The organism is Micromonospora sp. LA-10 (assembly GCF_051853095.1).
Taxonomy (GTDB): Bacteria; Actinomycetota; Actinomycetes; order Mycobacteriales; family Micromonosporaceae; genus Micromonospora; species Micromonospora echinospora_A.
In genome coordinates this window covers 1,459,791-1,482,650 of record NZ_CP195710.1, presented here as the reverse complement: position 1 = coordinate 1,482,650, position 22,860 = coordinate 1,459,791, and the positions used below count along the sequence as shown (strand labels likewise).

General features: G+C 73.5%; 17 protein-coding genes. 6 read left to right on the top strand and 11 right to left on the bottom strand.

Annotated elements, in window-relative coordinates; genetic code table 11:
- Positions 1 to 25: 25 nt before the first annotated feature.
- Positions 26 to 829, bottom strand: coding sequence for a peroxide stress protein YaaA (yaaA, locus tag ACSDG8_RS06910; protein WP_210895011.1), 804 nt, complete (start codon positions 827 to 829; stop codon positions 26 to 28).
- A gap of 16 nt (positions 830 to 845) precedes the next feature.
- The gene (locus ACSDG8_RS06905; RefSeq protein ID WP_210894982.1) at positions 846 to 2,450 is read right to left on the bottom strand and encodes a hypothetical protein; all 1,605 of its coding nucleotides are present in this window, start codon (positions 2,448 to 2,450) and stop codon (positions 846 to 848) included.
- 119 nt (positions 2,451 to 2,569) lie between these two features.
- On the opposite strand from ACSDG8_RS06905, the gene ACSDG8_RS06900 reads away from it, so the two are divergent.
- Complete coding sequence (locus ACSDG8_RS06900) at positions 2,570 to 3,610, top strand: App1 family protein (RefSeq protein WP_374223528.1); 1,041 nt, start codon at positions 2,570 to 2,572, stop codon at positions 3,608 to 3,610.
- A 6-nt stretch (positions 3,611 to 3,616) separates the two neighbouring features.
- Here the strand turns inward: ACSDG8_RS06900 and glgB are convergent, their stop codons facing one another.
- From glgB to glgA, 8 genes are all read right to left on the bottom strand, one after another.
- Entirely contained in the window at positions 3,617 to 5,719 is a 2,103-nt protein-coding gene (gene glgB, locus ACSDG8_RS06895; RefSeq protein WP_210942895.1) for a 1,4-alpha-glucan branching protein GlgB, read from the bottom strand.
- Positions 5,707 to 7,827, bottom strand: coding sequence for an alpha-1,4-glucan--maltose-1-phosphate maltosyltransferase (locus ACSDG8_RS06890; RefSeq protein ID WP_210894979.1), 2,121 nt, complete (start codon positions 7,825 to 7,827; stop codon positions 5,707 to 5,709). The genes glgB and ACSDG8_RS06890 overlap by 13 nt, the downstream gene beginning before the upstream one ends.
- Positions 7,828 to 7,917: 90 nt before the next feature.
- Positions 7,918 to 8,763: an SDR family oxidoreductase gene (locus tag ACSDG8_RS06885; protein ID WP_210894978.1), complete on the bottom strand. Its 846-nt coding sequence runs from the start codon at positions 8,761 to 8,763 to the stop codon at positions 7,918 to 7,920.
- 101 nt (positions 8,764 to 8,864) lie between these two features.
- Positions 8,865 to 10,580 carry a 3-ketosteroid-delta-1-dehydrogenase gene (locus ACSDG8_RS06880; protein ID WP_210894977.1) on the bottom strand — a complete coding sequence of 572 codons (1,716 nt, stop codon included), beginning with the start codon at positions 10,578 to 10,580 and terminating at the stop codon, positions 8,865 to 8,867.
- Positions 10,581 to 10,594: 14 nt separating this feature from the next.
- The gene (locus tag ACSDG8_RS06875) at positions 10,595 to 11,824 is read right to left on the bottom strand and encodes an NADH:flavin oxidoreductase (protein WP_210894976.1); all 1,230 of its coding nucleotides are present in this window, start codon (positions 11,822 to 11,824) and stop codon (positions 10,595 to 10,597) included.
- On the bottom strand, positions 11,821 to 12,438 hold the full coding sequence (locus ACSDG8_RS06870) for a TetR/AcrR family transcriptional regulator (protein WP_210894975.1): 618 nt from the start codon (positions 12,436 to 12,438) through the stop codon (positions 11,821 to 11,823). Before ACSDG8_RS06870 ends, ACSDG8_RS06875 begins: the two co-directional genes overlap by 4 nt.
- A gap of 95 nt (positions 12,439 to 12,533) precedes the next feature.
- Entirely contained in the window at positions 12,534 to 13,262 is a 729-nt protein-coding gene (locus ACSDG8_RS06865) for a class I SAM-dependent methyltransferase (protein ID WP_210894974.1), read from the bottom strand.
- Between the two features lie 90 nt (positions 13,263 to 13,352).
- Entirely contained in the window at positions 13,353 to 14,546 is a 1,194-nt protein-coding gene (gene glgA, locus ACSDG8_RS06860; protein ID WP_247678578.1) for a glycogen synthase, read from the bottom strand.
- Between the two features lie 94 nt (positions 14,547 to 14,640).
- On the opposite strand from glgA, the gene glgC reads away from it, so the two are divergent.
- Both glgC and pgm read left to right on the top strand, forming a co-directional pair.
- Positions 14,641 to 15,873 carry a glucose-1-phosphate adenylyltransferase gene (gene glgC / locus ACSDG8_RS06855; RefSeq protein WP_210894973.1) on the top strand — a complete coding sequence of 411 codons (1,233 nt, stop codon included), beginning with the start codon at positions 14,641 to 14,643 and terminating at the stop codon, positions 15,871 to 15,873.
- Positions 15,874 to 15,906: 33 nt separating this feature from the next.
- The gene (pgm, locus tag ACSDG8_RS06850; RefSeq protein ID WP_210942896.1) at positions 15,907 to 17,550 is read left to right on the top strand and encodes a phosphoglucomutase (alpha-D-glucose-1,6-bisphosphate-dependent); all 1,644 of its coding nucleotides are present in this window, start codon (positions 15,907 to 15,909) and stop codon (positions 17,548 to 17,550) included.
- Positions 17,551 to 17,553: 3 nt separating this feature from the next.
- Here the strand turns inward: pgm and ACSDG8_RS06845 are convergent, their stop codons facing one another.
- Positions 17,554 to 18,483, bottom strand: a complete 930-nt coding sequence (locus ACSDG8_RS06845) for an NAD(+)/NADH kinase (protein WP_210894971.1) — start codon at positions 18,481 to 18,483, stop codon at positions 17,554 to 17,556.
- Positions 18,484 to 18,681: 198 nt separating this feature from the next.
- On the opposite strand from ACSDG8_RS06845, the gene ACSDG8_RS06840 reads away from it, so the two are divergent.
- The 3 genes from ACSDG8_RS06840 (at position 18,682) to ACSDG8_RS06830 (ending at position 22,859) form a co-directional block, all read left to right on the top strand.
- The gene (locus tag ACSDG8_RS06840) at positions 18,682 to 20,091 is read left to right on the top strand and encodes an O-antigen polymerase (RefSeq protein ID WP_210894970.1); all 1,410 of its coding nucleotides are present in this window, start codon (positions 18,682 to 18,684) and stop codon (positions 20,089 to 20,091) included.
- Positions 20,092 to 20,094: 3 nt separating this feature from the next.
- On the top strand, positions 20,095 to 21,462 hold the full coding sequence (locus tag ACSDG8_RS06835; protein ID WP_210894969.1) for an oligosaccharide flippase family protein: 1,368 nt from the start codon (positions 20,095 to 20,097) through the stop codon (positions 21,460 to 21,462).
- A gap of 113 nt (positions 21,463 to 21,575) precedes the next feature.
- Entirely contained in the window at positions 21,576 to 22,859 is a 1,284-nt protein-coding gene (locus ACSDG8_RS06830) for a glycosyltransferase (protein ID WP_210942897.1), read from the top strand.
- Position 22,860: the final 1 nt, after the last annotated feature.

Sequence of the window (22,860 nt, the reverse complement as noted above, 5' to 3'; positions counted from 1 at the left end):
AGCAAAATTTGCGGGAAGCCCGCCGTCAGAGTTCGCTGACCACCAGGTCGACCTGCCGCGGCCGCCCGGCCGACCGGGGCGCCTCCTCGACCGTGTACTTGAGGTCCCGCAGCGCGCCCACCAGCGCGTCCGCGGTGCGCGGCCGGGCGTCGGCGAGCAGCAGATCCCGCACCAGGCGGCCCTTCGTCGCCTTGTTGAAGTGGCTCACCACCGACCGGGTCGGCGTGCCGTCCACGGTCCGCTCGTGCAGTACCCGAACCGTCACCGTGCGTTCGGCGAGCGCGCCGCGCGGCGTCCAGGTGGCCGCGTACGCGCCGGAGCGCAGGTCCAGCACCGGGCCGCGTCCCGCGGCGGGCTCCAGCACCGGCCCGAGCGCGCCACGCCAGTACGCCGACAGCGCCCCGAGCCCGGGCAGCCGCGCCCCGATCGGGCAGCGGTACGGCGGGACCCGGTCGGCGAGGCGTACCGCGCCCCACAGCCCGGAGCTGATCAGCACCTGGCGGCGGGCCGCCCGCTGCGCCTCGGCGGGCAGCGTGTCCAGGCCCAGCGCCTCGTAGAGCACGCCGGTGTAGAGCCGCCCGGCCGGCGCCGTCGCGGCCTCCCGCAGCCGGGCGTTGCGCCGCAGCTCGCCGCGCTGCCCCTCGGTCAGGCCCAGCGCGGCCAGGGCCGCCGCCTCGTCCGGCCCCGCGCACAGGTCGACGAGCGCGGTCAGCACCGCCTCCCGGGCCGGGTTCAGCTCGGTCAGGGACAGCCGGGACAGGTCCAGCCGGCGGCCGGTGCCGGCCTCGGCCTTCCCCTCCGACGGGGGCAGCAGGATGAGCACCGGCACAGCGTACGGGCCGGGCTCAGCGCCACGGCCGCACGGCACGGTCCGGGTGGTACACGCGACTGCCGCCCACCTCGGCCACCACCGCCGCGTCGGCGCGCTCGCCCAGCAGCCGCCGCAGCGTGCGCTCGGCGGGGGAGCCGACGTCCACCACGTACCCGGGCCGTGCCGCGCGCGCCACCCGCTGCCAGTACGCCGGATAGCGGTTCTGCCCCGGCGTCAGCGCGCCGTCGAGCACGCCGCAGGCGACGGTCTCCCCGGTGTTGAAGATCAGCCGGTTGCAGGTCCAGTAGTCCCCGTACACCTCGTGCAGCCCGGCGCCCCGCACCGTGTCGGCCAGCCGGCGGGCCGCCTGCTCCTCGGCGCGTACGCCCGGCACGCCGGCCAGGAACGCCACGGTGCCGGCAACCGTGGCGGCGGTCAGCCCGGCCAGCACCACCGCCGCCGTGGCGCCGCCGAGGCGGGCGGCCCGCCCGGCGGTGGCCCGCACCGCGTGCGCGGCGGCCAGCCAGAGCGGCCACAGCACGGCCGGCAGCGAGATCTGCAGCACCGACAGGTAGCGGGCGTTGCCCAGCGGGTCGGTCGCGGCGAGCGGGCTGCGCACGTACGCCAGCAGGGTCAGCGCCGCGCCCACGACCAGGGCGAGGATCGCCGCGGCCCGGACCCGCGCCGCGTGGTCGGCGGCCCGGCGGTAGGCGAGCAGCCCGAGCGCGGCGGCGGCCACCAGCAGCACCGGGTAGAGCAGGCCGAACCACTGCGCCCAGCGCGCGCAGCCGTCCATCGGGCACAGGCCGGACGCCAGCGGCACCCCCTCCAGCAGTCCGCCGCGCAGCCGCTCGGCGAGCGACGGCGCGACGCCCTCCTTGGTGCTGATCTCCCGGAACACCGACAGCGAGTCCTGCCCGGGCGGCGCGACGATGTTGTCCTTCACCACCGGCGCGATCCCGACCAGGAAGCCCGCCACCAGCAGCACGCCCGGCCAGCCGATCAGATCCCGGGGCACGGCCAGGACCAGCACCACGCCCGCCACCAGCAGATACGGCGCGATCAGCCAGTCCGACCAGAGCGCCAGCCCGGCGAGCAGCCCGAACGCGCCGGTGGCCAGCCAGCGGTGCCGCACCCGGTTCTCGCCGAGGGCGACCGCGAGCAGCAGCATCGCCAGCACCGCAGGCTTGACCTCGGGACGCCCGCCGACCACCGTGAGCTGGTCGCGGACCACCCGCTCCGAGCCGAGCGCCAGCAGGCCCACCACGACAACGGCGAGCCAGGGGGAGAACAGGCGGCGGGTCAGCCGGTACGCCAGCCACAGGAACACCGCGAAGAGCGCGAGCAGCGGCAGCCGCAGCACCGGCCAGCTCGGTCCGGCCCAGCCGACCAGCGGCGCGGCCAGGTAGGACTCCAGCACGCCCATGTAGCGCTGGCCGTAGAGGAAGACCGGTCGCTCCCGGCCGGCGGCGATGTGCAGCGCGGCCAGGCCGAACGTGGCCTCGTCGCTGTTCGACGCGGGCACGGTGAGCAGCGTCAGCGCCAGGCGGTAGCCGACACCGGCCACGCCGAGCAGCAACGCCACCAGCGCCGGCGCGTCCGGACGCCGTCGTACCGGGTCCCGCTTCGCTGTCGACACGACCAACGCCCCCGTCGTCGCCCCGACCGCAGTCTGTCACGGCGGAACGCGGCTCCGAGGGCCGATCGGTGTGGATCACTCGCGTGGCCGGGCCCGTCCGGTTGTGGCAGTGTTGCAGCGTGCCACCCACACCACCGGACCAGCTGGCCGTGCCGCGACTGCACCGCGCCGCGCGCTTCGAGGACGCCGTGCACGGCCTGGTGGAGCGCCGGTTGCGGCGCACCGGATGGCAGCCCAACATCATCGCGTACGCGGGCTACGGCGCCCCGGGCTGGGCGCGGGTGCTCTGCCGGGTGCTGCTGGGCCGCCCGGACACCCGGCGGCGGGGTCGCCTGGACAAGGTGCGGGGCTGGCGCAGCTTCGCCACCCTGCCCGCCAAGCACATCCGGGTGACCATCGAGGCCGACGGCGTACGCCAGGAGGTGACCGCCGACCGCAGCGGGTTCGTCGACACCGTGATCGAGGCCGACTTCACCCCGGGCTGGGGCTGCGTACGCCTCAGCGTCGCCGACGCCGAGCCGGTGGAGGCGCTGGTCCGCGTGCTCGACCCGGCTGTCCGCTTCGGCATCCTCTCCGACATCGACGACACCGTCATGGTGACCGCGCTGCCCCGGCCGCTGCTGGCCGCGTGGAACACGTTCGTGCTGGACGAGCACGCCCGCACGGCGGTGCCCGGCATGGCGGTGCTGTACGAGCGGCTGGCCACCGCCCACCCGGGCGCGCCGGTCTTCTACCTGTCCACCGGCGCCTGGAACGTCGCGCCGACGCTGACCCGGTTCCTGTCCCGGCACCTCTACCCGGCCGGGCCGCTGCTGCTGACCGACTGGGGACCGACCGCGGACAGCTGGTTCCGCAGCGGCCGGGAACACAAGCGGGCCACGCTGGCCCGGCTGGCCCGGGAGTTCCCCGAGGTGCGGTGGCTGCTGATCGGCGACGACGGGCAGCACGACCCAGAGATCTACCGGGAGTTCGCCGCCGCGCACCCGGACCACGTGGCCGGGGTGGCGATCCGGCAGCTGTCGCCGACGCAGTCGGTGCTGGCCGGCAGCCTGCCCGCCCCCGCCGGACGGCCGTCCTCGGGCCCGATCGGCCAGAAGTGGCTCAGCGCCCCCGACGGCGCCGGCCTCTGGAAGCTCCTGCGCGAAGCCGACCTGGTCTGACTCCCGTCAACGAGGGGTCAGCCAGAGGACGCCGAGCGGGGGGACGCGCAGGGCGACCGACGCGGGCAGGCCGTGCCAGGGGATGTTCTCGGCGTGCACCTCGCCCAGGTTGCCCACCCCCGACCCGCCGTAGTGGTTCGCGTCGGTGTTCAGCGCCTCGGCCCACGTACCGGCCGCGGGCAGGCCGATCCGGTAGTCCTCCAGCGGCAGCGCGGAGAAGTTCGCCACGCACACCAGCGTCCGGCCGTCCGGGGCGATCCGGATGAACGACACCGCGTTGTTGGCGACGTCGTCCCCGGCGATCCAGCGGAAGCCGGCCGGGTCGGTGTCCTGCGCCCAGAGCGCCGGCGTGGCCCGGTAGACCCGGTTCAGGTCGGCGACCAGCCGCTGCACGCCCGCGCGCGCCGGATCGTGGGTGAGGTACCAGTCGAGGCCGCGCTCCTCGCTCCACTCCCGGTCGTCGGCCAGCTCGCAGCCCATGAAGAGCAACTGCTTGCCCGGGTGCGCCCACATGTACGCCAGCAACGCCCGCACTGTGGCCAGCCGCTGCCAGGTGTCGCCGGGCATCTTGCCCGCGAGCGAGCCCTTGCCGTGCACCACCTCGTCGTGGCTGATCGGCAGCACGTAGTTCTCGCTCCACGCGTACGCCAGGGAGAACGTGAGCTGATGGTGGTGGTGCTGCCGGTAGATCGGGTCCTTCGAGGTGTAGAGCAGGGTGTCGTGCATCCAGCCCATGTTCCACTTGAACCCGAACCCGAGCCCGCCCTCGGAGGTCGGCCTGGTGACGCCGGGCCAGGCGGTGGACTCCTCGGCGATCATCAGCACGCCCGGGTGGTGCCGGTAGACGGTGGCGTTGACCTCCTGGAGGAACGCGATCGCCTCCAGGTTCTCCCGCCCGCCGTGCACGTTCGGCGCCCACTGCCCGTCGGAGCGGGAGTAGTCCAGGTAGAGCATCGAGGCCACCGCGTCGACCCGCAGCCCGTCGATGTGGAACTCGTCGAGCCAGTACAGCGCGTTGGCGACCAGGAAGTTGCGGACCTCGTTGCGGCCGAAGTCGAAGACGTACGTGCCCCAGTCGGGGTGCTCGCCGCGACGCGGGTCGGGGTGCTCGTACAGCGGGGTGCCGTCGAAGCGGGCGAGGGCCCACTCGTCCTTCGGGAAGTGCGCCGGCACCCAGTCCAGGAGCACGCCGACGCCGGCGGCGTGCAGGCGGTCCACCAGGTACCGGAAGTCGTCCGGGTCGCCGAACCGGGCGGTCGGCGCGTAGTAGCCGGTGACCTGGTAGCCCCACGAGCCGCCGAACGGGTGCTCCATCACCGGCAGGAACTCCACGTGGGTGAAGCCCATCTCCAGCACGTACGCGGTGAGCTGCTCGGCCAGCTCCCGGTAGCCCAGGCCGGGCCGCCAGGAGCCCAGGTGCACCTCGTACACGCTCATCGGCTCCTGGTGCGGCGCCTGCCGCGACCGGCGCGCGAGCCAGTCCGCGTCGCCCCACTCGTACCGTGACTCGTGCACCACCGACGCGGTGGCCGGCGGCACCTCGGTGCGCGCGGCCATCGGGTCGGCCTTGTCCCGCCACCGGCCGTCCGCGCCGAGGATGCGGTACTTGTAGCGGGCGCCCACCGGCATGCCCGGCGCGAAGATCTCCCACACGCCGCTGGAGCCGAGCGACCGCATCGGCCAGCCGTCGTCCGGCGACCAGCCGGTCACGTCGCCGACGAGCCGCACCGCGCGCGCGTTGGGCGCCCAGACGGTGAAGGCGACGCCCTCGTCGAACACGCGGGCGCCGAGCGCCGCCCAGAGCCGCTCGTGCCGGCCCTCGCCGATCAGGTGCAGGTCGAGTTCGCCCAGCGTGGGCGGATAACGGTACGGGTCGTCGTGCGTCGTGCCGTCCACCTCGACCCGGTAGTCGAGCACCTCGCCGGGGAGCACCGCCTCGAAGACACCGGCGTCGTGCACCCGCTTCATCGGGTGCGCCTCGCCGTCGACGAGCAGCGTCACCTCGCCCGCGCCCCGGCGCAGCGTCCGGATCGTGGTGCTCCCGCCGTCCGGGTGCGCGCCGAGCACGGCGTGCGGGTCGTGTACCTCGCCGGTGATCAGCTGGTCCATCGGGCGTCGTCCTTGTCGGCCGGTGCGGTCGGGGCGGTGCCGCCGGAGAGGTCGGCGGGTACGTCTTCGACTGTCAGGTCGGGCGAGGCCGGCTGCTCCGGCTCGGCGAGGGCCGGTGCGGCCGGCTGCGGCGGCTCGGGCGCGGCCGGTCGGCGCACGGTGAGCACGTGCGCCGGTTGCAGGTACGGGTCGAGGCGCACCGCGTTGCGCTGCCCCCAGTCGTACTCGGCGCCGGTCAGCTCGTCGCGCACCGTGAACCGCTCGTGCCAGTCCATGCCGAGCGCCGGCATGTCGAGCGTGGTGTTGCCCCACTGCACCTCGCGGGAGTCGAACGAGCAGACCACGATCACCGTGTTGCCGGTCTCCGGGTCGTGCTTGGACCAGCACAGCAGCGCCGGGTTGTCGATGTCGTGGAACCGCAGGTTGCGCAGCTGGTGCAGGGCGGGGTTGTCGCGGCGTACCCGGTTCAGGGTGGTGATGAACGGCGCCAGCGACCGGCCCTGCGCCAGCGCGGCGTCCCAGCCCCGGGGCCGCAGCTCGTACTTCTCGTTGTCCAGGTACTCCTCGGCGCCCGGGCGCGCCACGTGCTCGAACAGCTCGAACCCGGCGTACATGCCCCAGGAGGGGGACAGCAGCGACGCCAGCACCGCCCGGATCTTGAACATCGGCGGGCCGCCGTGCTGCAACGACGAGTGCAGGATGTCCGGCGTGTTGGGCCAGAAGTTCGGCCGCATCCAGTCGACCGAGGCGACCAGCTCCTCGCAGTACTCCCGCATCTCGGCCGCCGTCGTGCGCCAGGTGAAATAGGTGTACGACTGGGTGAAGCCGATCTTCCCGAGCCCGTGCATGATCGCCGGCCGGGTGAACGCCTCGGCCAGGAACAGCACGTCCGGGTCCACCTTCTTGACCTCGGCGATCAGCCAGTGCCAGAAGTCGAACGGCTTGGTGTGCGGGTTGTCCACCCGGAAGATCCGGATGCCCTGGCCGACCCAGTGCAGCACCACCCGCAGCATCTCGGCCCGGATGCCCTCCGGGTCGTTGTCGAAGTTCAGCGGATAGATGTCCTGGTATTTCTTCGGCGGGTTCTCCGCGTACGCGATGCTGCCGTCGGCGCGGGTGGTGAACCACTCCGGGTGCTCGGTGACCCACGGGTGATCCGGCGCGCACTGCAACGCCAGATCCATCGCCACCTCCAGGCCCTGCTCGGCGGCGGCGGCGACGAAGTCGCGGAAGTCCTCCGGCGTACCCAGGTCGGGGTGGATGGCGTCGTGACCGCCCTCGGCCGCGCCGATCGCCCACGGCGAGCCCACGTCGTCCGGCCCGGCGGTGAGCGCGTTGTTGCGGCCCTTGCGGTTGACCCGGCCGATCGGGTGGATCGGCGGCAGGTAGAGCACGTCGAAGCCCATCGCCGCGACACCCGGCAGCCGCTCCGTGGCGGTGGCGAACGTGCCGGAACGGGCGGGCGCGTCGACTGTGGCCGGGATCGCGCCCTCGGAGCGGGGGAAGAACTCGTACCAGGCGGAGAAGAGCGCCCGCGGCCGGTCCACCCAGATCGTGCGTTCCTCGCCGGTGGTGACCAGCTCGCGCACCGGGTGCTCCCAGAGCAGGTCGGCCAGATCCAGCGCCGCGCTCACCCGCCGCGGCAGGTCCCGCTCGTCGTCGGCAAGGGCCCGTGCGGCTTCGCGTACGCGGGCACGGTCGGCCTTCGGCACCAGGTCGAGCGCGGCGGTCAGCACGCGTACGCCCTCGGCCAGGTCGTTTGCGAGCTCGGCCGCGCCCTGGCCGGCGGCGATCTTCTTGGTGACCGCGTTCTGCCAGGTGAGGTACGGATCTCCGAACGCCTCCACGGCGAAGCGCCACAGGCCCACCGCGTCCGGGCGGATGGTGGCGTGCCAGCGGTCCTGGCCGGGCTCGCCGGAGCGCATCCGGGTGAACGGGCGGGCCGCGCCGTCCGGGCCGAGCCAGACCACGTTGCACCCGAGCGCGTCGTGGCCCTCGCGGTAGGCCCGCGCCGACACCGGCACGACCTCGCCGACCACCGCCTTGGCCGGGTAGCGACCGCAGGAGACGACGGGGGAGACGTCTTCGATCGGGAACCGTCCAGTCACCCGCTCAACCTACTGCGCGAGATCCTCTCGCGCTCGGTTGCGCGCTGCTTCCACGGCGACGCGCCCGCCCGGGTGGGCGGGCCTGCCGGGTCAGCGCCGGGCCCGCCACGCCTTGGCACGCCGCATGTAGCGCAGCACCCCGGCCGGCCCGGTGGAGACGGGCCAGTCGTCGGTGCGGAAGTAGGCGTCCGAGCCGCCGTCCAGGAAGATCACCGAACCGCAGAGGAAGTCGGCGGCCGGCGACAGCATGAACGCCACCCACTCGCCGACGTCCCCCGGCCTGCCGCGCCCGCCGATCGGCACCGGCAGCCCCTCGACCGCCTCCTTCTCGCCCCGGGCCATCTGCTCCTCCAGCAGCGGGGTGGCGATGATGCCGGGGGCCAGGACGTTCACCCGGATGCCGGCGCCGGCCCACTCCGGTGAGATCGCGGCGCGGCGTGCCCACCGCGTCACCGCCAGCTTCGAGCTCGCGTACGCGAACGGCGCCGAGCGCTTGCCGAAGCGCCCCACCACGCGCAGCGCCCTGTCGGCGTCGCGATCGAGCAGGGCCCGCACGGCGCGCTCCGGCACCATCGGGGTGAGCGTGACGGAGTTCGAGCCGAACACCACGACCTTGCTGTTGCCGGCGGCGGCCAGCGTCGGTCGCCACGCCTCGAGCAGCTCCACCACGCCGAAGAAGTTGACCTGCTGCACGAGCCGGTCCCGGCCGGGGATGCCGCCGAGCCCGGCGGCGCAGACCGCCCCGTCGAGCCGCCCGCCGGCGCGCTCCAGCACCTCGGTGGCCGCCGCCGCGCGCCCGGTCGGCGTGGAGAGGTCGGCGACGACCTCCACGTCCCGCAGGTCCACGCCGACGACTGTGTGCCCGTCGCGCCGCAGCCGCTCGGCGGACGCCCGGCCCATGCCCGAGGCCGCGCCGGTCACCGCGTACGTACCCATGTCGGTTCCTCTCCGCTTCGCCGACGGCCGGTCCGGGTCGGCCCCGTGCGTCCTGCCGGATGCTGGCACGCCGGGCGGCCCCGGGTGCGACGAAACCGTGCCTATTCCGCCGTCCGGTCAGCCGGGGCCCGGTCGGCGGCGGGGAGCTTGCCCGCCGCGTGCCGCCCGACGATGTAGCCGTAGACCAGGCCCTGGCCGATGGTCGCCCCGGCCCCCGGGTAGGTGCGGCCGAAGGCGTTGGCGGCGGCGTTGCCGATCGCGTACAGCCCTGGGACCGGGGTCCCCTCCTCCGACAGCGCCCGGCCGAGGCCGTCAGCCCGGATCCCGCCGCAGGTCCCGAGGTCGGACAGGACGACCCGGACGGCGTACAGGGTGCCGGCCAGGGGCCGCAGGTTCGGGTTCGGCGTCATCGTCGGGTCGCCGTAGTAGCGGTCGTACGCGCTGGCGCCACGCGCGAAGTCGTCGTCGACGCCGGCGGTGGCGAGCTGGTTGAACCGCGCCAGGGTGGCGCTCAACGCGTCGGCGTCCACGCCCATCGACCGGGCGAGGTCACCCGGGGTGCCCGCGCGGTGCGCGACGCCCGCCGCGTACCAGGACTTCGGCAGCGGTGCGCGGGGGAAGTGCGTGCCGGCGAAGACGTAGCTGTTGCGGTACCGCTGGTCGAAGACCAGCCACATGGCCGGCAGCGCCGCGCCCTCGCGGGCGAGGCCGAGGACCCGCTGGCCGAACGTCATGTAGTCGCAGGACTCGTTGACGAACCGGCGGCCGGTGCCGTCCACCATGAGCGACCCGGGCAGGGAACGCTCGGCGAGGAGCACCGACGGCGCGGCGTCGCCGACCGGCGCGACGGCGGGGAACCACCACGCCTGCTCCATCAGGTCGGTGCCGGCGCCCGCCTCCTGCGCGGCGCGGATCCCGTCGCCGGTGTTGCTGTCCGCGCCGAGGCTCCAGTCGCCCAGGTCGCGGTGGTGGTGGGCGTGCCGCAGCGGCAGGTTGTGGTCGAAGCCGCCGCTGGCGAGCACGACACCCCGCTCGGCCCGTACGGCGAACGTCGACTCCCCGTGGCGCAGCTCGGCCCCGACGACCCGGTCCCCCTCGACCAGGAGCCGCTCCAGCGCCGTCTCGGTCCAGACCGGGACGCCGGCACGGCGGACGCCGGCGAACAGGCCGGCGGCGATGGCCTGGCCGCCGGCGGCGTACTCGCGCCCGAGCGCGAGGCCGCCGAGACCCTGGGCGAGGCGGGTCACGATGCGGGGCAGCGCGCGAACCGGGGTCTTCGCCATCAGGTTGAGCCACTTGTAGTCCGCGCCGGTGACCGGCATGGGCACTGGTGCGGAGAGGACGGCGGGACGCAGCCGCGCGCGGTCGGCGCCGAGGACCTTCAGGTCGAGCGGGCGGCACTCGCAGCTGCGGCCGGCGGCGGTGCCGCCGGGCAGCTCCGGGTGGTAGTCGGAGTAGCCGCGGGCCCAGAGGAACCGCATCGGGGTGGTCCGCGTGAGCATCTCGATCGTGGCGGTGCCGTGCTCGAGGAAGCTGCGCCAGCGCTGTTCGGGCGCGGAGCCGTCCACGACGGCCTCCAGGTACGCCGCGCCGCGCTCGGGTGTGTCCCCGGAACCTTCGGCGACCAGCACGGGATTGGCGGGGATCCAGAAGGCGCCGCCGGAGCGCGCCGTGGAGCCGCCGACCCAGCGCGACTTCTCCACAACCACGACGGAGAGGCCGGCCTCGTGGGCGCTGAGCGCGGCGGCGAGGCCGGTGCCGGAGCCGATCACGACGAGGTCGACCGAGGTCGGCCGGGGCTGCCGGGGTACGGACATGGGGGAACTCCTTGCTACGGGGCGACGACGGGCCGGGTACCGGCGGCGACGAGCGCCGTCGTCCCCTCGGCGTCCAGGGGGCAGTGGGTGCCGGTGAAAATGCTGGCGGCGCAGAGGTTGCAGTGGGTGCAGCGCGACCGGGTGGCGGCGTCGCGGCTGATCTTGTTGATCAGATCCGGCTCCCGGAGCAGGGCGCGGGCCATCGCGACGTACTCGAAGCCGTCGCTCATGGCCGTGCGCATCCCGTCGAGGTCGGTGACGCCGCCGAGCAGGATCAGCGGCATGGACAGCTCGCGGCGGAACTGGAGCGCGAGGTCGCGGAAGTAGAGCGGCTGGTAGGGGTAGTCGCGGAACAGGAACCGGCCGAACATCTTCATGCCGAGCCGCAGCAGCGGCGGCTGGGGCGCGGCCATCGCCGCGAGCGGGATGTCGCCCCGGAACAGGAACATCGGGTTGAGCAGCGAGGACCCGCCGGTGAGTTCCAGGGCGTCCAGGTGCCCGTCGGTCTGCAGCATCCGGGCGAACGGGATCGACTCGTCGAGATCGAAACCGCCGCGTACGCCGTCGCTCATGTTCATCTTGGCGATGACGGCCACGTCGTCGCCGACGGCCTCCTTGACGGCGGCCAGGATCCGGCGCGGGAACTCGGCGCGGTTGGCCAGCGCACCGCCGAACTCGTCCCGGCGTCGGTTGAGCTTCGGCGACAGGAACGATCCGGCGAGGTAGGTGTGGCCCAGGTGCACCTCGACGGCGTCGAAGCCGACCTCGCGCGCCGCCGCGGCGGCGCTGCCGTGTGCGGCCACGATCCGGCGGATGTCGTCGTGCGTCGCGGCGCGGTCGAAGCCCATCGCCAGGGGGTTGAACCGCGCCGACGAGGCGAGCGAGGGCAGCCCGTTCGAGCGGGAGTTCGCCACCGGCCCGGCGTGGCCGATCTGGGCGCTGACCTTGGCGCCGGTGGCGTGCACCGCCTCGGTCAGCCGCCGCAGCCCGGGCAACGCCTCGGGCCGCCAGTGGACCTGGCCCCGTTCGGTGCGCCCCTCGGGCGTGACGGCGAGGTAGGCGACCGTCGTCATGCCGACGCCGCCGCGCCCCACAGCGGTGTGGTACTCGATCAGGCGGTCGGTGACGAGGGCGTCCGGGGTCGCCCCCTCGAAGGTGGCGGACTTGATGACCCGGTTGCGCAGGCGAACCGGACCGAGCGTGGCGGGGGCGAGCGGGTCGGGAGTCGGGCGCGTGGCGGTCACGGGGCTTCCTCGGGTGTGGTGATGCGGATGTCCAGCCGACGCAGCAGGGCGTCGACGGCGTGGGCGGGCGAGCCGTCGGGGCCGCCGCGGGCCCAGTCGTACAGCGCGGCCTGGGCCGCCTCGCGGTACGCGGCGGCGACGGCGTGGTAGATCGCCCTCGGCGCCCCCGGTTGACGCCGGGCGATCTCCCGGGCGAGGGCCTCGGTCCAGGGCGCGTAGGCGCGGCCGGAGGCTTCCGCCAGCTCGGGTTCCTCGGCGACGACCCGCATCCAGTACCCGCCCGCGCTGAGCACGAGCGCGTCGTCGGAGACGGAGGCCACCACGGCGGCGCGCAGCGCGTCCGACAGCGGGATGTCGAGGGGCAGCGTGCGGAACGTCTCGGTCAGCCGCCGGGTGGCGGCGGGGACCCCCACCCAGGCGAGGGCGGCCTTGGACGGGAAGTGCCGCATCAGGGTGCGGGCGCTGATCCCGGTGGCCGCGGAGATGTCGTCCCAGCCGGTGGCACCGTAGCCGTGCTCCGCCCAGAGCCGCAGGGCCGCGGTGCCGACCGCTTCGGGATCGAGCACCGTGGGCCGGCCACGCCGGCGCCGCGCGGGCGGGTTGTCCGAGGCCATGCGGCCAGTGAAGCATTTTTGGCAGGAAGCGTCAATAATCGGGGGACCGGCCGCCGACGACTTGCCCGGGACTGTCTCGCCCGAGCGCTCCGCGTCTAGCTCGTCCGCCGCGCGACGAACACGAACTCCCGATCGGGGCGATCAGGCGCCTCCCGCACGTCGAGCACCCGGTATCCGGCGGCGTTCAGGCTCGACTCGACCTCGTCGCGGTCGCGGAACCGCAGCGTCGAGTCCGACGTGACCACCGCCCCGTCGGCCAGGAACCGGTAGGTGAAGCGGAAGGAGACGAACGGCAGGTCGATCGCGGTGACCCGGAGACGCCGTTCCACCCGTCCGACGCCCGGGACGGACCGGATGACCGCGCCGGTATCCGTCGCCCACTCCTCCCAGGCGCGATGGCCGGGACGCCGGGTCTCGAAGACGAGATGCCCCTCCGGCCGGAGTGCGGCGTGGATGCTCTGGAGCGTCCGTCCCCAGTCGGCGTCGGTCAGGAAGACCTGCGCCACGTTCCCGGTCATCGTGGCCAGGTCGGCGTCGAGCGCGGGCAGCGCCGTGGCGTCGCCGTGGATCCAGTGGACCGTGCCGGCCCCGTCCTTGGCCCGCGCGACGTCGAGGGACGCCTCGGCCGGGTCGACGCCGACGACCGCGTGCCCGTGCCGGGCCAGCAGGACCGCCAGCGACCCCGTCCCGCAGCCCACGTCGAGCACCGTGCGCGCGCCCAGCTCCCTGGCGAGCGCAAGGTAGGCGGCCAGGTCGTCCCGGTCGGAGTCGAAGGCGTCGTAGACCGGCGCGAGACGCGGATGGGCGAAGATCGCATCGGGCATCCGGCGACTGTATCCGCCGCCCTGCGACCGGGGGCGGGCTGTTAAGAAGGGGCCCTTCCTCTACCGGAGGCGTTAATAAGGGGCCCTTCCTTACACCCCCACCGAGCGGTAGACCTCCAGCGTCTGGCGGGCGATCGCGTCCCAGGAGAAGTGCTCCACCGCCCGCCGCCGCCCCGCCGCCCCGAACGCGGCGATCCGCTGCGGGTCGGCCAGCAGCTCGTTCATCCGCGCGGCCAGGTCGGCGACGAAACGCTCCGGGTCCAGCGGGGTGCCGGACCCGTCGCCGGCCTGCTCGATCGGCACCAGCAGCCCGGTCTCGCCGTCGGCGACCACCTCGGGGATGCCGCCCGTGGCGGTCGCCACCACTGCGGTCTCGCAGGCCATCGCCTCCAGGTTGACGATGCCCATCGGCTCGTAGACGGACGGGCAGACGAAGATCGTGGCGTGGGTGAGCACCTGGATCACCTCGTGCTTGGGCAGCATCGCCGCCACCCACACCACGCCCGAGCGGGTGGCCCGCAGCCCGGCGGCCAGCTCCTCGACCTCGGCGGCGATCTCCGGGGTGTCCGGCGCGCCGGCCAGCAGCACCAGCTGGACGTCGGCGGGCAGCTCCCGGGCCGCGCGCAGCAGGTACGGCAGGCCCTTCTGCCGGGTGATCCGCCCGACGTAGACCACGCTGGGCCGCGCCGGGTCGATGCCGAGCCGGTCGAGCACGTCGGTGTTGCGGTCCGGCGCGTACTGCGCGGTGTCGATGCCGTTGTAGACCACGCGGACCCGGTCCGGGTTCACCGCCGGGTACGCGGTGAGCACGTCACGGCGCATCCCCGCGCTCACCGCGATGATCGCGTCGGCGGCCTCGAACGCGGTCCGCTCGCACCAGGAGGAGAGCGCGTACCCGCCGCCGAGCTGCTCGGCCTTCCACGGGCGCAGCGGCTCCAGGCTGTGCGCGGTGACCACGTGCGGCACCCCGTGCAGCAGCTTCGCGGTGTGCCCGGCCAGGTTGGCGTACCAGGTGTGGCTGTGCGCCACGTCGGTGCCGGCCGTGCCGGCGGCCATCTCCAGGTCGACGCCCATGACCCGCAGCGCGGCGTTCGCGCCGGTGAGCGCGGCCGGCTCGGCGTACGCGGTGACGCCGGGCTCGTCGCGCGGCGCGCCGAAGCAGTGCACCCGCACGTCGGCGAGCCGGCGCAGCTCGCGGGCGAGGTATTCCACGTGCACTCCGGCGCCGCCGTACACCTCCGGCGGGTACTCGCGGGTGAGCAGGTCGACGCGCATCGGTGCCATGCCCGCACCCTAGTGCAGAGCGGGGTGTCGCACGCGGTGCGCAAGTGTGGGCGTCCGAGTGGTGAAGTCGGTTCCAGGTCGTTAGCGTCTGAGCATGGCTGCCAAGGTGCTCGCGATCGTCCTGGCCGGCGGGGAGGGCAAGCGCCTCATGCCCCTGACGACCGACCGGGCGAAGCCCGCCGTCCCCTTCGGCGGGATGTACCGCATGGTCGACTTCGTCCTGTCCAACCTGGCGAACGCCGGCTTCCTCAAGATCGTCGTGCTGACCCAGTACAAGTCGCACTCGCTGGACCGCCACATCACCAAGACCTGGCGGATGTCGACGCTGCTCGGCAACTACGTCACGCCGGTGCCCGCGCAGCAGCGCCGCGGCCCGTGGTGGTTCGCCGGCTCGGCCGACGCGATCTACCAGAGCTTCAACCTGATCAACGACGAGCAGCCCGACTACGTCATCGTCTTCGGCGCCGACCACATCTACCGGATGGATCCGCGGCAGATGGTCGACGACCACATCGCCTCCGGCGCCGGGGTGACGGTCGCGGGCATCCGGCAGCCGCTGTCGATGGCCGACCAGTTCGGCGTGATCGAGGTCGGCGAGGACGGCAAGCGCATCCGCGCGTTCCGGGAGAAGCCCACCGACGCGGTGGGGCTGCCCGACGCGCCGGACGAGATCTACGCCTCGATGGGCAACTACGTGTTCACCACCCGGGCGCTGTGTGAGGCCGTGGAGCGCGACGCGGCGGACAAGACCAGCAAGCACGACATGGGCGGCAGCATCATCCCGATGCTGGTCGAGCGCGGCGAGGCCAACGTCTACGACTTCAAGGACAACGAGGTGCCGGGCAGCACCGACCGCGACCGCGGCTACTGGCGGGACGTGGGGACGCTCGACTCGTTCTACGACGCGCACATGGATCTGATCAACGTGCACCCGGTGTTCAACCTCTACAACTTCGAGTGGCCGATCTACACCGAGCAGCCGCCGTACCCGCCGGCCAAGTTCGTGCACGCCTGGGGCGAGCGGGTGGGCCGCGCGGTCAGCTCGATGGTGTCACCCGGTTCGGTGATCTCCGGCTCGCTGGTGGAGAACTCGATCGTGTCGCCGAAGGTGAAGGTGCACTCCTGGGCGCACGTCGACGGCGCCGTGCTGATGGAGGGTGTCCAGATCGGCCGGCACGCCGTGGTCCGGCGCGCGATCCTGGACAAGAACGTCTACGTTCCCGAGGGCGCCGAGATCGGCGTCGACCTGGAGAAGGACCGCCAGCGCTACACCGTGTCCGACAACGGCATCGTCGTCATCGGCAAGGGCCAGCGCGTCGAGCCCTGAGCAGCAGCACCGCAACCCGAGGAGGATCCCGCAGTGGCCCACCCCCGTGCCGGCCAGCCCGCGCAGCCCGACGATCTGGTCGATGTGCCCCGGCTGGTCACCGCCTATTACGCCGAGCACCCGGACCCGAACGACCCGGCGCAGCAGGTCTCCTTCGGCACCTCCGGCCACCGCGGGTCGAGCCTGCGCAACGCGTTCAACTCCGACCACATCCTCGCCGTCACCCAGGCGCTCTGCGACTACCGGCGCGAGCAGGGCCTCGACGGGCCGCTGTTCCTCGGCCGGGACACCCACGCGCTGTCCGCGCCGGCCGAGGCCGACGCGCTGGAGGTGCTCGCCGCCAACGACGTCACGGTGCTGCGCGACAGCCGCGACGGCTACACCCCGACGCCGGCCGTCTCGCACGCCATCCTCACCCACAACCGGGGCCGCACCAGCGGCCTCGCCGACGGCATCGTGATCACCCCGTCGCACAACCCGCCGTCCGACGGCGGGTTCAAGTACAACCCCACCCACGGCGGGCCCGCCGACACCGACGCCACGAAGTGGATCCAGGACCGCGCGAACGCCATCCTCGCCGCCGGGCTCAAGGAGGTGAAACGCATCCCGTACGCGCGGGCGCGCGCCGCCGACACCACCGCCGGGTACGACTTCCTCGCCCGGTACGTCGACGACCTGCCCGCCGCGCTGGACATCGACGCGATCCGCGACGCCGGGGTACGCATCGGCGCGGATCCGATGGGCGGGGCGAGCGTGGCGTACTGGGGTGAGATCGCCGAGCGGCACCGCCTCGACCTCACCGTGATCAACCCGCTCGTGGACCCGACGTGGCGGTTCATGACGCTCGACGGCGACGGCAAGATCCGGATGGACTGCTCCTCGCCGAACGCGATGGCCTCGCTGATCGCCGCCCGGGACGACTACGCGGTCTCCACCGGCAACGACGCCGACGCCGACCGGCACGGCATCGTCACGCCCGACGGCGGGCTGATGAACCCCAACCACTACCTGGCGGTGGCGATCGGCCACCTGTTCCGTACCCGGGCGCAGTGGGGCCCGGCCGCGGCGGTGGGCAAGACGCTCGTCTCCTCCTCGATGATCGACCGGGTCGCGGCCGACCTCGGCCGCCCGCTGCTGGAGGTCCCGGTCGGGTTCAAGTGGTTCGTGCCCGGCCTGCTCGACGGCGCCGTCGGCTTCGGCGGCGAGGAGAGCGCCGGGGCGTCGTTCCTGCGCCGCGACGGCGGCACCTGGACCACCGACAAGGACGGCATCCTGCTCTGCCTGCTCGCCGCCGAGATCATCGCCACCACCGGGCGTACGCCCAGCGAGCACTGGGCCGAGCTGGCGGACCGCTTCGGCGCGCCCGCGTACGCCCGGATCGACGCCCCGGCCGGTCGGGAGGAGAAGGCGGTCCTGGCGAAGCTCTCGCCGGAGCAGGTCACCGCCACCGAGCTGGCCGGTGAGCCGATCACCGCGATCCTCACCACCGCGCCCGGCAACGGCGCCGCGATCGGCGGCCTCAAGGTGACCACGGAGTCGGGCTGGTTCGCCGCCCGCCCCTCCGGCACCGAGGACGTCTACAAGATCTACGCCGAGTCGTTCCAGGGCCCGGAACACCTGGCCCGGATCCAGGAGGAGGCCAAGGCGCTCGTCGACGGGGTGCTCGGGGCGTCCTGACGGTCAGCGGGGCGGGGGCAGCTCCCGGCGGTTGAACTGCTCCCGCAACCCGTCCGGCAGCAGTTCGCGGAGCTGGTCGGGCAGCAGCGGCAGGTCCAGCAGGCTCAGCTTGAGCTGGTTGCGCTCCTGGTAGCGGCGCGGGTCGAGGCGGACCACCCGGCCGGCGTCCTTGACGTACCGGATGTGCACCGAGCCCTCGGTCGCGGCCTCGCGGATCAGCAGCCCGTCCATCTCCACAGCCACCGGCGCCGAGTCCGCGCGCAGCTCCAGATGCACCGTCTCGTGCGCGGAGAGCAGCACCGAGCGGGAGATCCCGGCCATCGGCGCCGACGGCGTCACCACCATCGCCTCCGTCGCCGGTGAGATCAACGGGCCGCCGGCGGCGTAGCTGTACGCGGTCGAGCCGGTCGGCGTGCTCACCACCAGCGCGTCGCAGCGGTAGTAGCCGTACCGCTGGCCGTCCACCGCCAGGGTGGCCGTGACGAACCCGGCGCCGGGGTGCCGGACCAGCGCGATGTCGTTGAACGCGACCACGTCGTCACCGCAGACGTCGCAGGCCAGACAGGCGTGCGACTCGACTGTGAAGTCGTGGTTCACCAGCCGTTCCAGGGCCCGGGGCAGGTCCGGCGGCTCCACCTCGACCAGGAAGCCCAGCCGGCCCAGGTGGACGCCGAGCACCGGCTTCGGGTCACGCACGGCCATCCGCAGCGCGCCCAGCATGGTGCCGTCTCCGCCGATGCTGATCAGCGCGGCGCAGCGGTCGGCCAGCTCGTCCGTGGGCAACGCCTCGACCGAGGCCGGTACGCGCGCACGGTCCTCGGCGCGTACGGCGAGGGTGATCCGGTGCCGGGCCGCCCAGTCCACGATGATCCCCACCACCTCGGAGACGTCCCGGGTGGGGTGCAGCACCAGCCCCAGCACATCTCCCGCCACCGGTACAGCTCATCACACGCGCGGTGGGCGTGGTGGGCGTACAAGCACTCGGTCGAGACCGGATCGCCGTCGCCGGTGCGACGCGGCGTGACCTGCCGGGGGAGCGGTCGTTGAGCCTGTGTGCCGCCGTGGGTGGGGCGAGCGGAGCGTGCGCGCTCCCACGGGACGACTCCAGAGGATGAACGGATTCCGCAAGTCATGATGTTGCTTCTCGTCGCGGTGGTCCTGCTGGCCGTCCTGCACTACGTCGTCGCGGTTCGCACGTACGGCCTGCTCACCCCGGACGGGCTCTTCGTCGTCTCGCAGCTGCTGATGGCCCTCGGGACGGTGCAACTGGTCGATCCGGACTCCACCACCGAGACCTTCTACGGCCGGCTCGTGCTCGGCGCGGTGGCGGTGTACCTCGTGGTGAGCATGGTGACGTTCATGTCCTTGCGGGCCAGCCGGCGTTCGGTGCCGCGCAAGGTGGGCGACCGCGCGCCCTACACGTTCCGCCTGGTGCGCCCGACGGCGAGCGTGCTGGTGGTGACGGCGCTGTCGATGGCCGCCACCGCGGCGTACTTCGCCGCCGTGGGTTACAGCGCCTTCGTCGTGGGCCTGCGGGGAGTGCTCACCGGTCAGACGGAGAACGTGAGCACGCTGCGGCTCCAGTCGTACGCGGGTGAGGACTACTTCTTCCCCGGGTACGCGAACCAGTTCCGCAACGTCCTGCTGCCCTCGCTGGCTGTGGTCCTCGCGGTGTGGTTCTTCAACCGGCGGGGCCTGGCGGGCCGGGTCTTCGCGCTCTTCCCGCTCGGCCTGGCGACACTGGCGCTCATCGGCACGGGCCAGCGCGGAGCGTTCTTCCTGTTCCTGCTGACCCTGGTCGTCTACTCGTTCCTCGCGGTCGGCCGCGCGATGTCCCGGTGGGTGCTGCTCGTACCGGTGCTCGGCGCCCCGGTGGTCTTCGTCGCGACGCAGGTGCTGGGACGCAGCGGCGACGCGGGCGGGCATCCGGTCACGGCCGCCGCGCGGGAGCTGTACCGGCGCTTCATGGAGGACAACCAGCTCTCCGGGCTCGCCGCCTTCAACTACACGTCGCAGCTACCTGTCCGCCACGGCGGCGAGTGGCTCCGTTCGCTGTCCGGCATCCTGCCCGGCGACCGGGGCAGCAGCCTGGCCAACGAGGTGTTCGCGACGCTCTACGGCTCGACGGTCGGCACGTCGCCGCCGTCGCTGTGGGGATCCATCCACCACAACTTCGGCACCGTCGGCGTGCTGGTGGGCGCAGCGGCCCTGGCCCTGGTGCTGCAGAAGATCACCTTCAACGGACTGCGCCGTACCAGCTACAACTCCCTGGAGCTGATGGGGTACGCCGGCATGACAGTCGTGCTGGGCACCTGGGCAGTCGGCGGTCCGGAGACGCTTCTCAACACCGGGCTCGTCGCCTACCTGGCGCTCTGGTACTGGGGCGGCCGGATCAAGCCGGAGCAGACGGCGCTGTCGGCGCGGGCGCGGCGGGCCGCGTCCGCGGCCCCGGTTTCCCCGGGCCACGAGCCGGTCAGGTGGCAACCGGGACGGCCGGTGGCCGGGCCGGAGAGACGGACACCGGTCGGGGCGGACCGATAGCGCGTGCGTGCCGAACAGCCTCGGCGGGCGGGGCGCCCCGGCGTCCCCCGGTCGCGCCTGGCCGGAGCGCGTCGCGGCGTACTGAGCATCGCCTCGGGCACCGTCGGCGGTCAGGTGCTCCTGCTCGCCGCGGCGCCGGTTCTGGCACGCCTCTACACACCAGCGGACTTCGGCGTCTTCACCGTGATCGCGACGCTGGTCGCCACGGTCGGCGCGGTCGCGGCACTGCGCCTGGAGATGGCCGTGCCACTGCCCGCCGAGGACCGGGACGCCGACGCGCTGGTGGCGCTCGGGCTCGTCTGCGCACTGGTGACGGGCGCGCTGGGCACGCTGGCGGTGGCGCTGGCCGGTCAGCCGATCGCGGACGCCTACGATCAGCCCGCCCTGCGCGTCTGGCTCTGGCTGGTTCCGTGGGCGGCGGCCGCGATGGGCTGCCTCCTGGTGCTCAACCAGCTGGCAGTCCGCCATCGCCGTTACGCCGCGATCGGGCGGCGCAACTTCCTGCAGGCCGTCGCCACGCTTGCCGCGCAGGTGCTCTTCGGCGCGGCTGGCGTACGGGCGGGCGGGCTCTCCCTCGGCCTCGCCGCCGGGCAGGTGACCGGCGCGCTGATGCTGACGCCCGGCGCCCGGCTGCGTGATCCGGAAACGCGTGCCGGGTTCCGCCCCCGGCGGCTGTGGCGGACCATGCGGCGCTACCGCCGGTTCCCGCTCGTGCTCGCGCCGTCCGGGCTGGTCAACGTGCTGGGAAACCAGCTCCCGGTCCTGCTCATCGCCTTCTGGTACGGCGGCACCGTGGCCGGGTGGCTCGGGCTCACCCAGCGGGTGCTGGCGGCGCCGGTGGCTCTCGCGGGCACCGCGATCGCCCAGGTCTACCTCGGTGAGCTCGCCCGGCTGGCACGGGAGGCGCCGCAGCAGGCCCGGTCGATGTTCCTCGGGGCGAGCCGGCAACTGTTCATGATCGCGGTTCCGGCAGCGGTCGTCGCGGTCCTGGCGGCGCCCGCGATCTTCCGGCTGGTCTTCGGTGCCCAGTGGGCGAGCAGCGGCGCCTACGCGCAGGCTCTGGCCGTCGGCGTGGCCGCGCAGTTGGTCGCGTCCCCGCTGTCGCAGACGCTCGTCGTGTTCGGCCGGCAGAATCTGCAACTCGCCTGGGACACCGGCCGGGTCGTGGTCGTGGTCGGCGCGGTCACGGGCACCTGGCTGCTCGGCGGGTCGGCGCTGGCCGCCGTCTGGGCGTTCGGCATCGCCGCCGCCGTGGCCTACACCGCCTGCTGGCTGCTCTCGCTGACGACGGTACGGGCGCACGCGCGCGTCGCGGACGGGCCGGGCCCGGGAGCGGCGACGACGCCGAGGCGGGAACGGGAACCGGTGTGAACCGCCCACATGCCGACAGGCGGTCGGCATCACCGCGTACGCCTCAGGTCGTTGGACACAGGGACAACAGCAACCTTCGAGAGACGAGCCCAGAGTTGCGCCCGCGACCCCGAGTGCTGATCATCGCGTACGTCTTCCCGCCGTCGGAGTCGGTGGGCGCCCGCCGGCCCGGTGAGCTGGCGCGTTTCGCCGCCGCCCAGGGGTGGGACGTCCGGGTTCTGACGGCGACGCCGCCCGGCGCCGGACCACCCGGCGTGCCCGAGAGCGACGTCCTGCGGGTGGCGCCGGTGCCCGACTCGACGCGGGTCGTGTCCTCCGTCCGCCGGGCGGAGGCTCAGGCCAGAGTGGGCCGGCGGCCGGCGCTGACCGTCCTGGGGACGCTGGGACGCGAGGTGCTGATCCCGGACGCCTGCGTCAACTGGGTCGTGCCCGCCGTGCGCGGGTTCCTGCGCGGCCGGGGGGACTGGCGGCCCGACGTCGTGATGGTGACCGGGCCGCCGGCCTCGGCGTACCTCGTCGCCGCCGCCATCGCCCGCCGCCTGAAGGTGCCCTGGGTGGCGGACTACCGCGACCTGTGGACGGTCGGCAACGACTACTGGCCGTACGGCCGGACGCGGATACGGCGGAAGCTCGACCACTGGATGGAACGGCGCCTGCTCCGGTCCGCCGCCGCGTGCGTCACGATCTCCGAGCCGCTGGCCGAGATCATGCGCTCGACGTTCGGGATCGGCACGACGGTGGTCATGAATGGCATCGACCCGCGTCCACCGGGCCCGGCGGGAGGAACGACCGAGCGACCGGCCGGCCTGGACGTGTACGGTTCGGCGCCCTTGACGCTGGCGCACACCGGGCGGCTCAACCCCGGGAAGCGCGATCCCTCGCCGCTGCTGGACGCGGTGGCGATCCTCGGCCCCGAGGCCCGGCGTGTCCACGTCGTCTTCGCCGGTGAGGACAACGGGGTGGCGCAGGCCGCCACCGAGCGCGCCGGCATCTCCGACTCGGTGACCAACCTGGGGGAGGTGTCGGCGGAGAAGTCGTGGCGCGTGCAGGCGGAGGCCGACGTCCTGGTCCTGGTGATGTGGAACGACCCGCGCGACGCCGGGACGGTGCCGGGGAAGTTCTTCGACTACCTGCGTGCCCGGCGTCCGATTCTCATGATCGGGCACCCGACCGGAATCGTGGCGGACATCCTGCGCTCCCGTGGGGCCGGCGTCGTCCTCAGCGACCCGGCGCGCATCGCCGAGCAGTTGCGGATCTGGCTGGCCGAGAAGGACCGGCACGGCCGCCTCGCCGAGATTCCGCCGTCCGCGCTCGACGGGCTGCACCGGGACGACCAGCTGGCGCGGTACCTGGACCTTCTCTCCGACGTCGCCGGGGCGCGCCGGGCTCGTCCCTGAT

Excerpts from the sequence above, each read along its gene's own strand:
- ACSDG8_RS06880 (WP_210894977.1), bottom strand. The coding sequence starts at position 10,580 with ATGTCCGTACCCCGGCAGCCCCGGCCGACCTCGGTCGACCTCGTCGTG.
- ACSDG8_RS06840 (WP_210894970.1), top strand. The coding sequence starts at position 18,682 with ATGATGTTGCTTCTCGTCGCGGTGGTCCTGCTGGCCGTCCTGCACTAC.
- glgA (WP_247678578.1), bottom strand. The coding sequence starts at position 14,546 with ATGGCACCGATGCGCGTCGACCTGCTCACCCGCGAGTACCCGCCGGAG.
- ACSDG8_RS06870 (WP_210894975.1), bottom strand. The coding sequence starts at position 12,438 with ATGGCCTCGGACAACCCGCCCGCGCGGCGCCGGCGTGGCCGGCCCACG.
- glgC (WP_210894973.1), top strand. The coding sequence starts at position 14,641 with ATGGCTGCCAAGGTGCTCGCGATCGTCCTGGCCGGCGGGGAGGGCAAG.
- ACSDG8_RS06865 (WP_210894974.1), bottom strand. The coding sequence starts at position 13,262 with ATGCCCGATGCGATCTTCGCCCATCCGCGTCTCGCGCCGGTCTACGAC.
- glgB (WP_210942895.1), bottom strand. The coding sequence starts at position 5,719 with ATGGACCAGCTGATCACCGGCGAGGTACACGACCCGCACGCCGTGCTC.
- ACSDG8_RS06885 (WP_210894978.1), bottom strand. The coding sequence starts at position 8,763 with ATGGGTACGTACGCGGTGACCGGCGCGGCCTCGGGCATGGGCCGGGCG.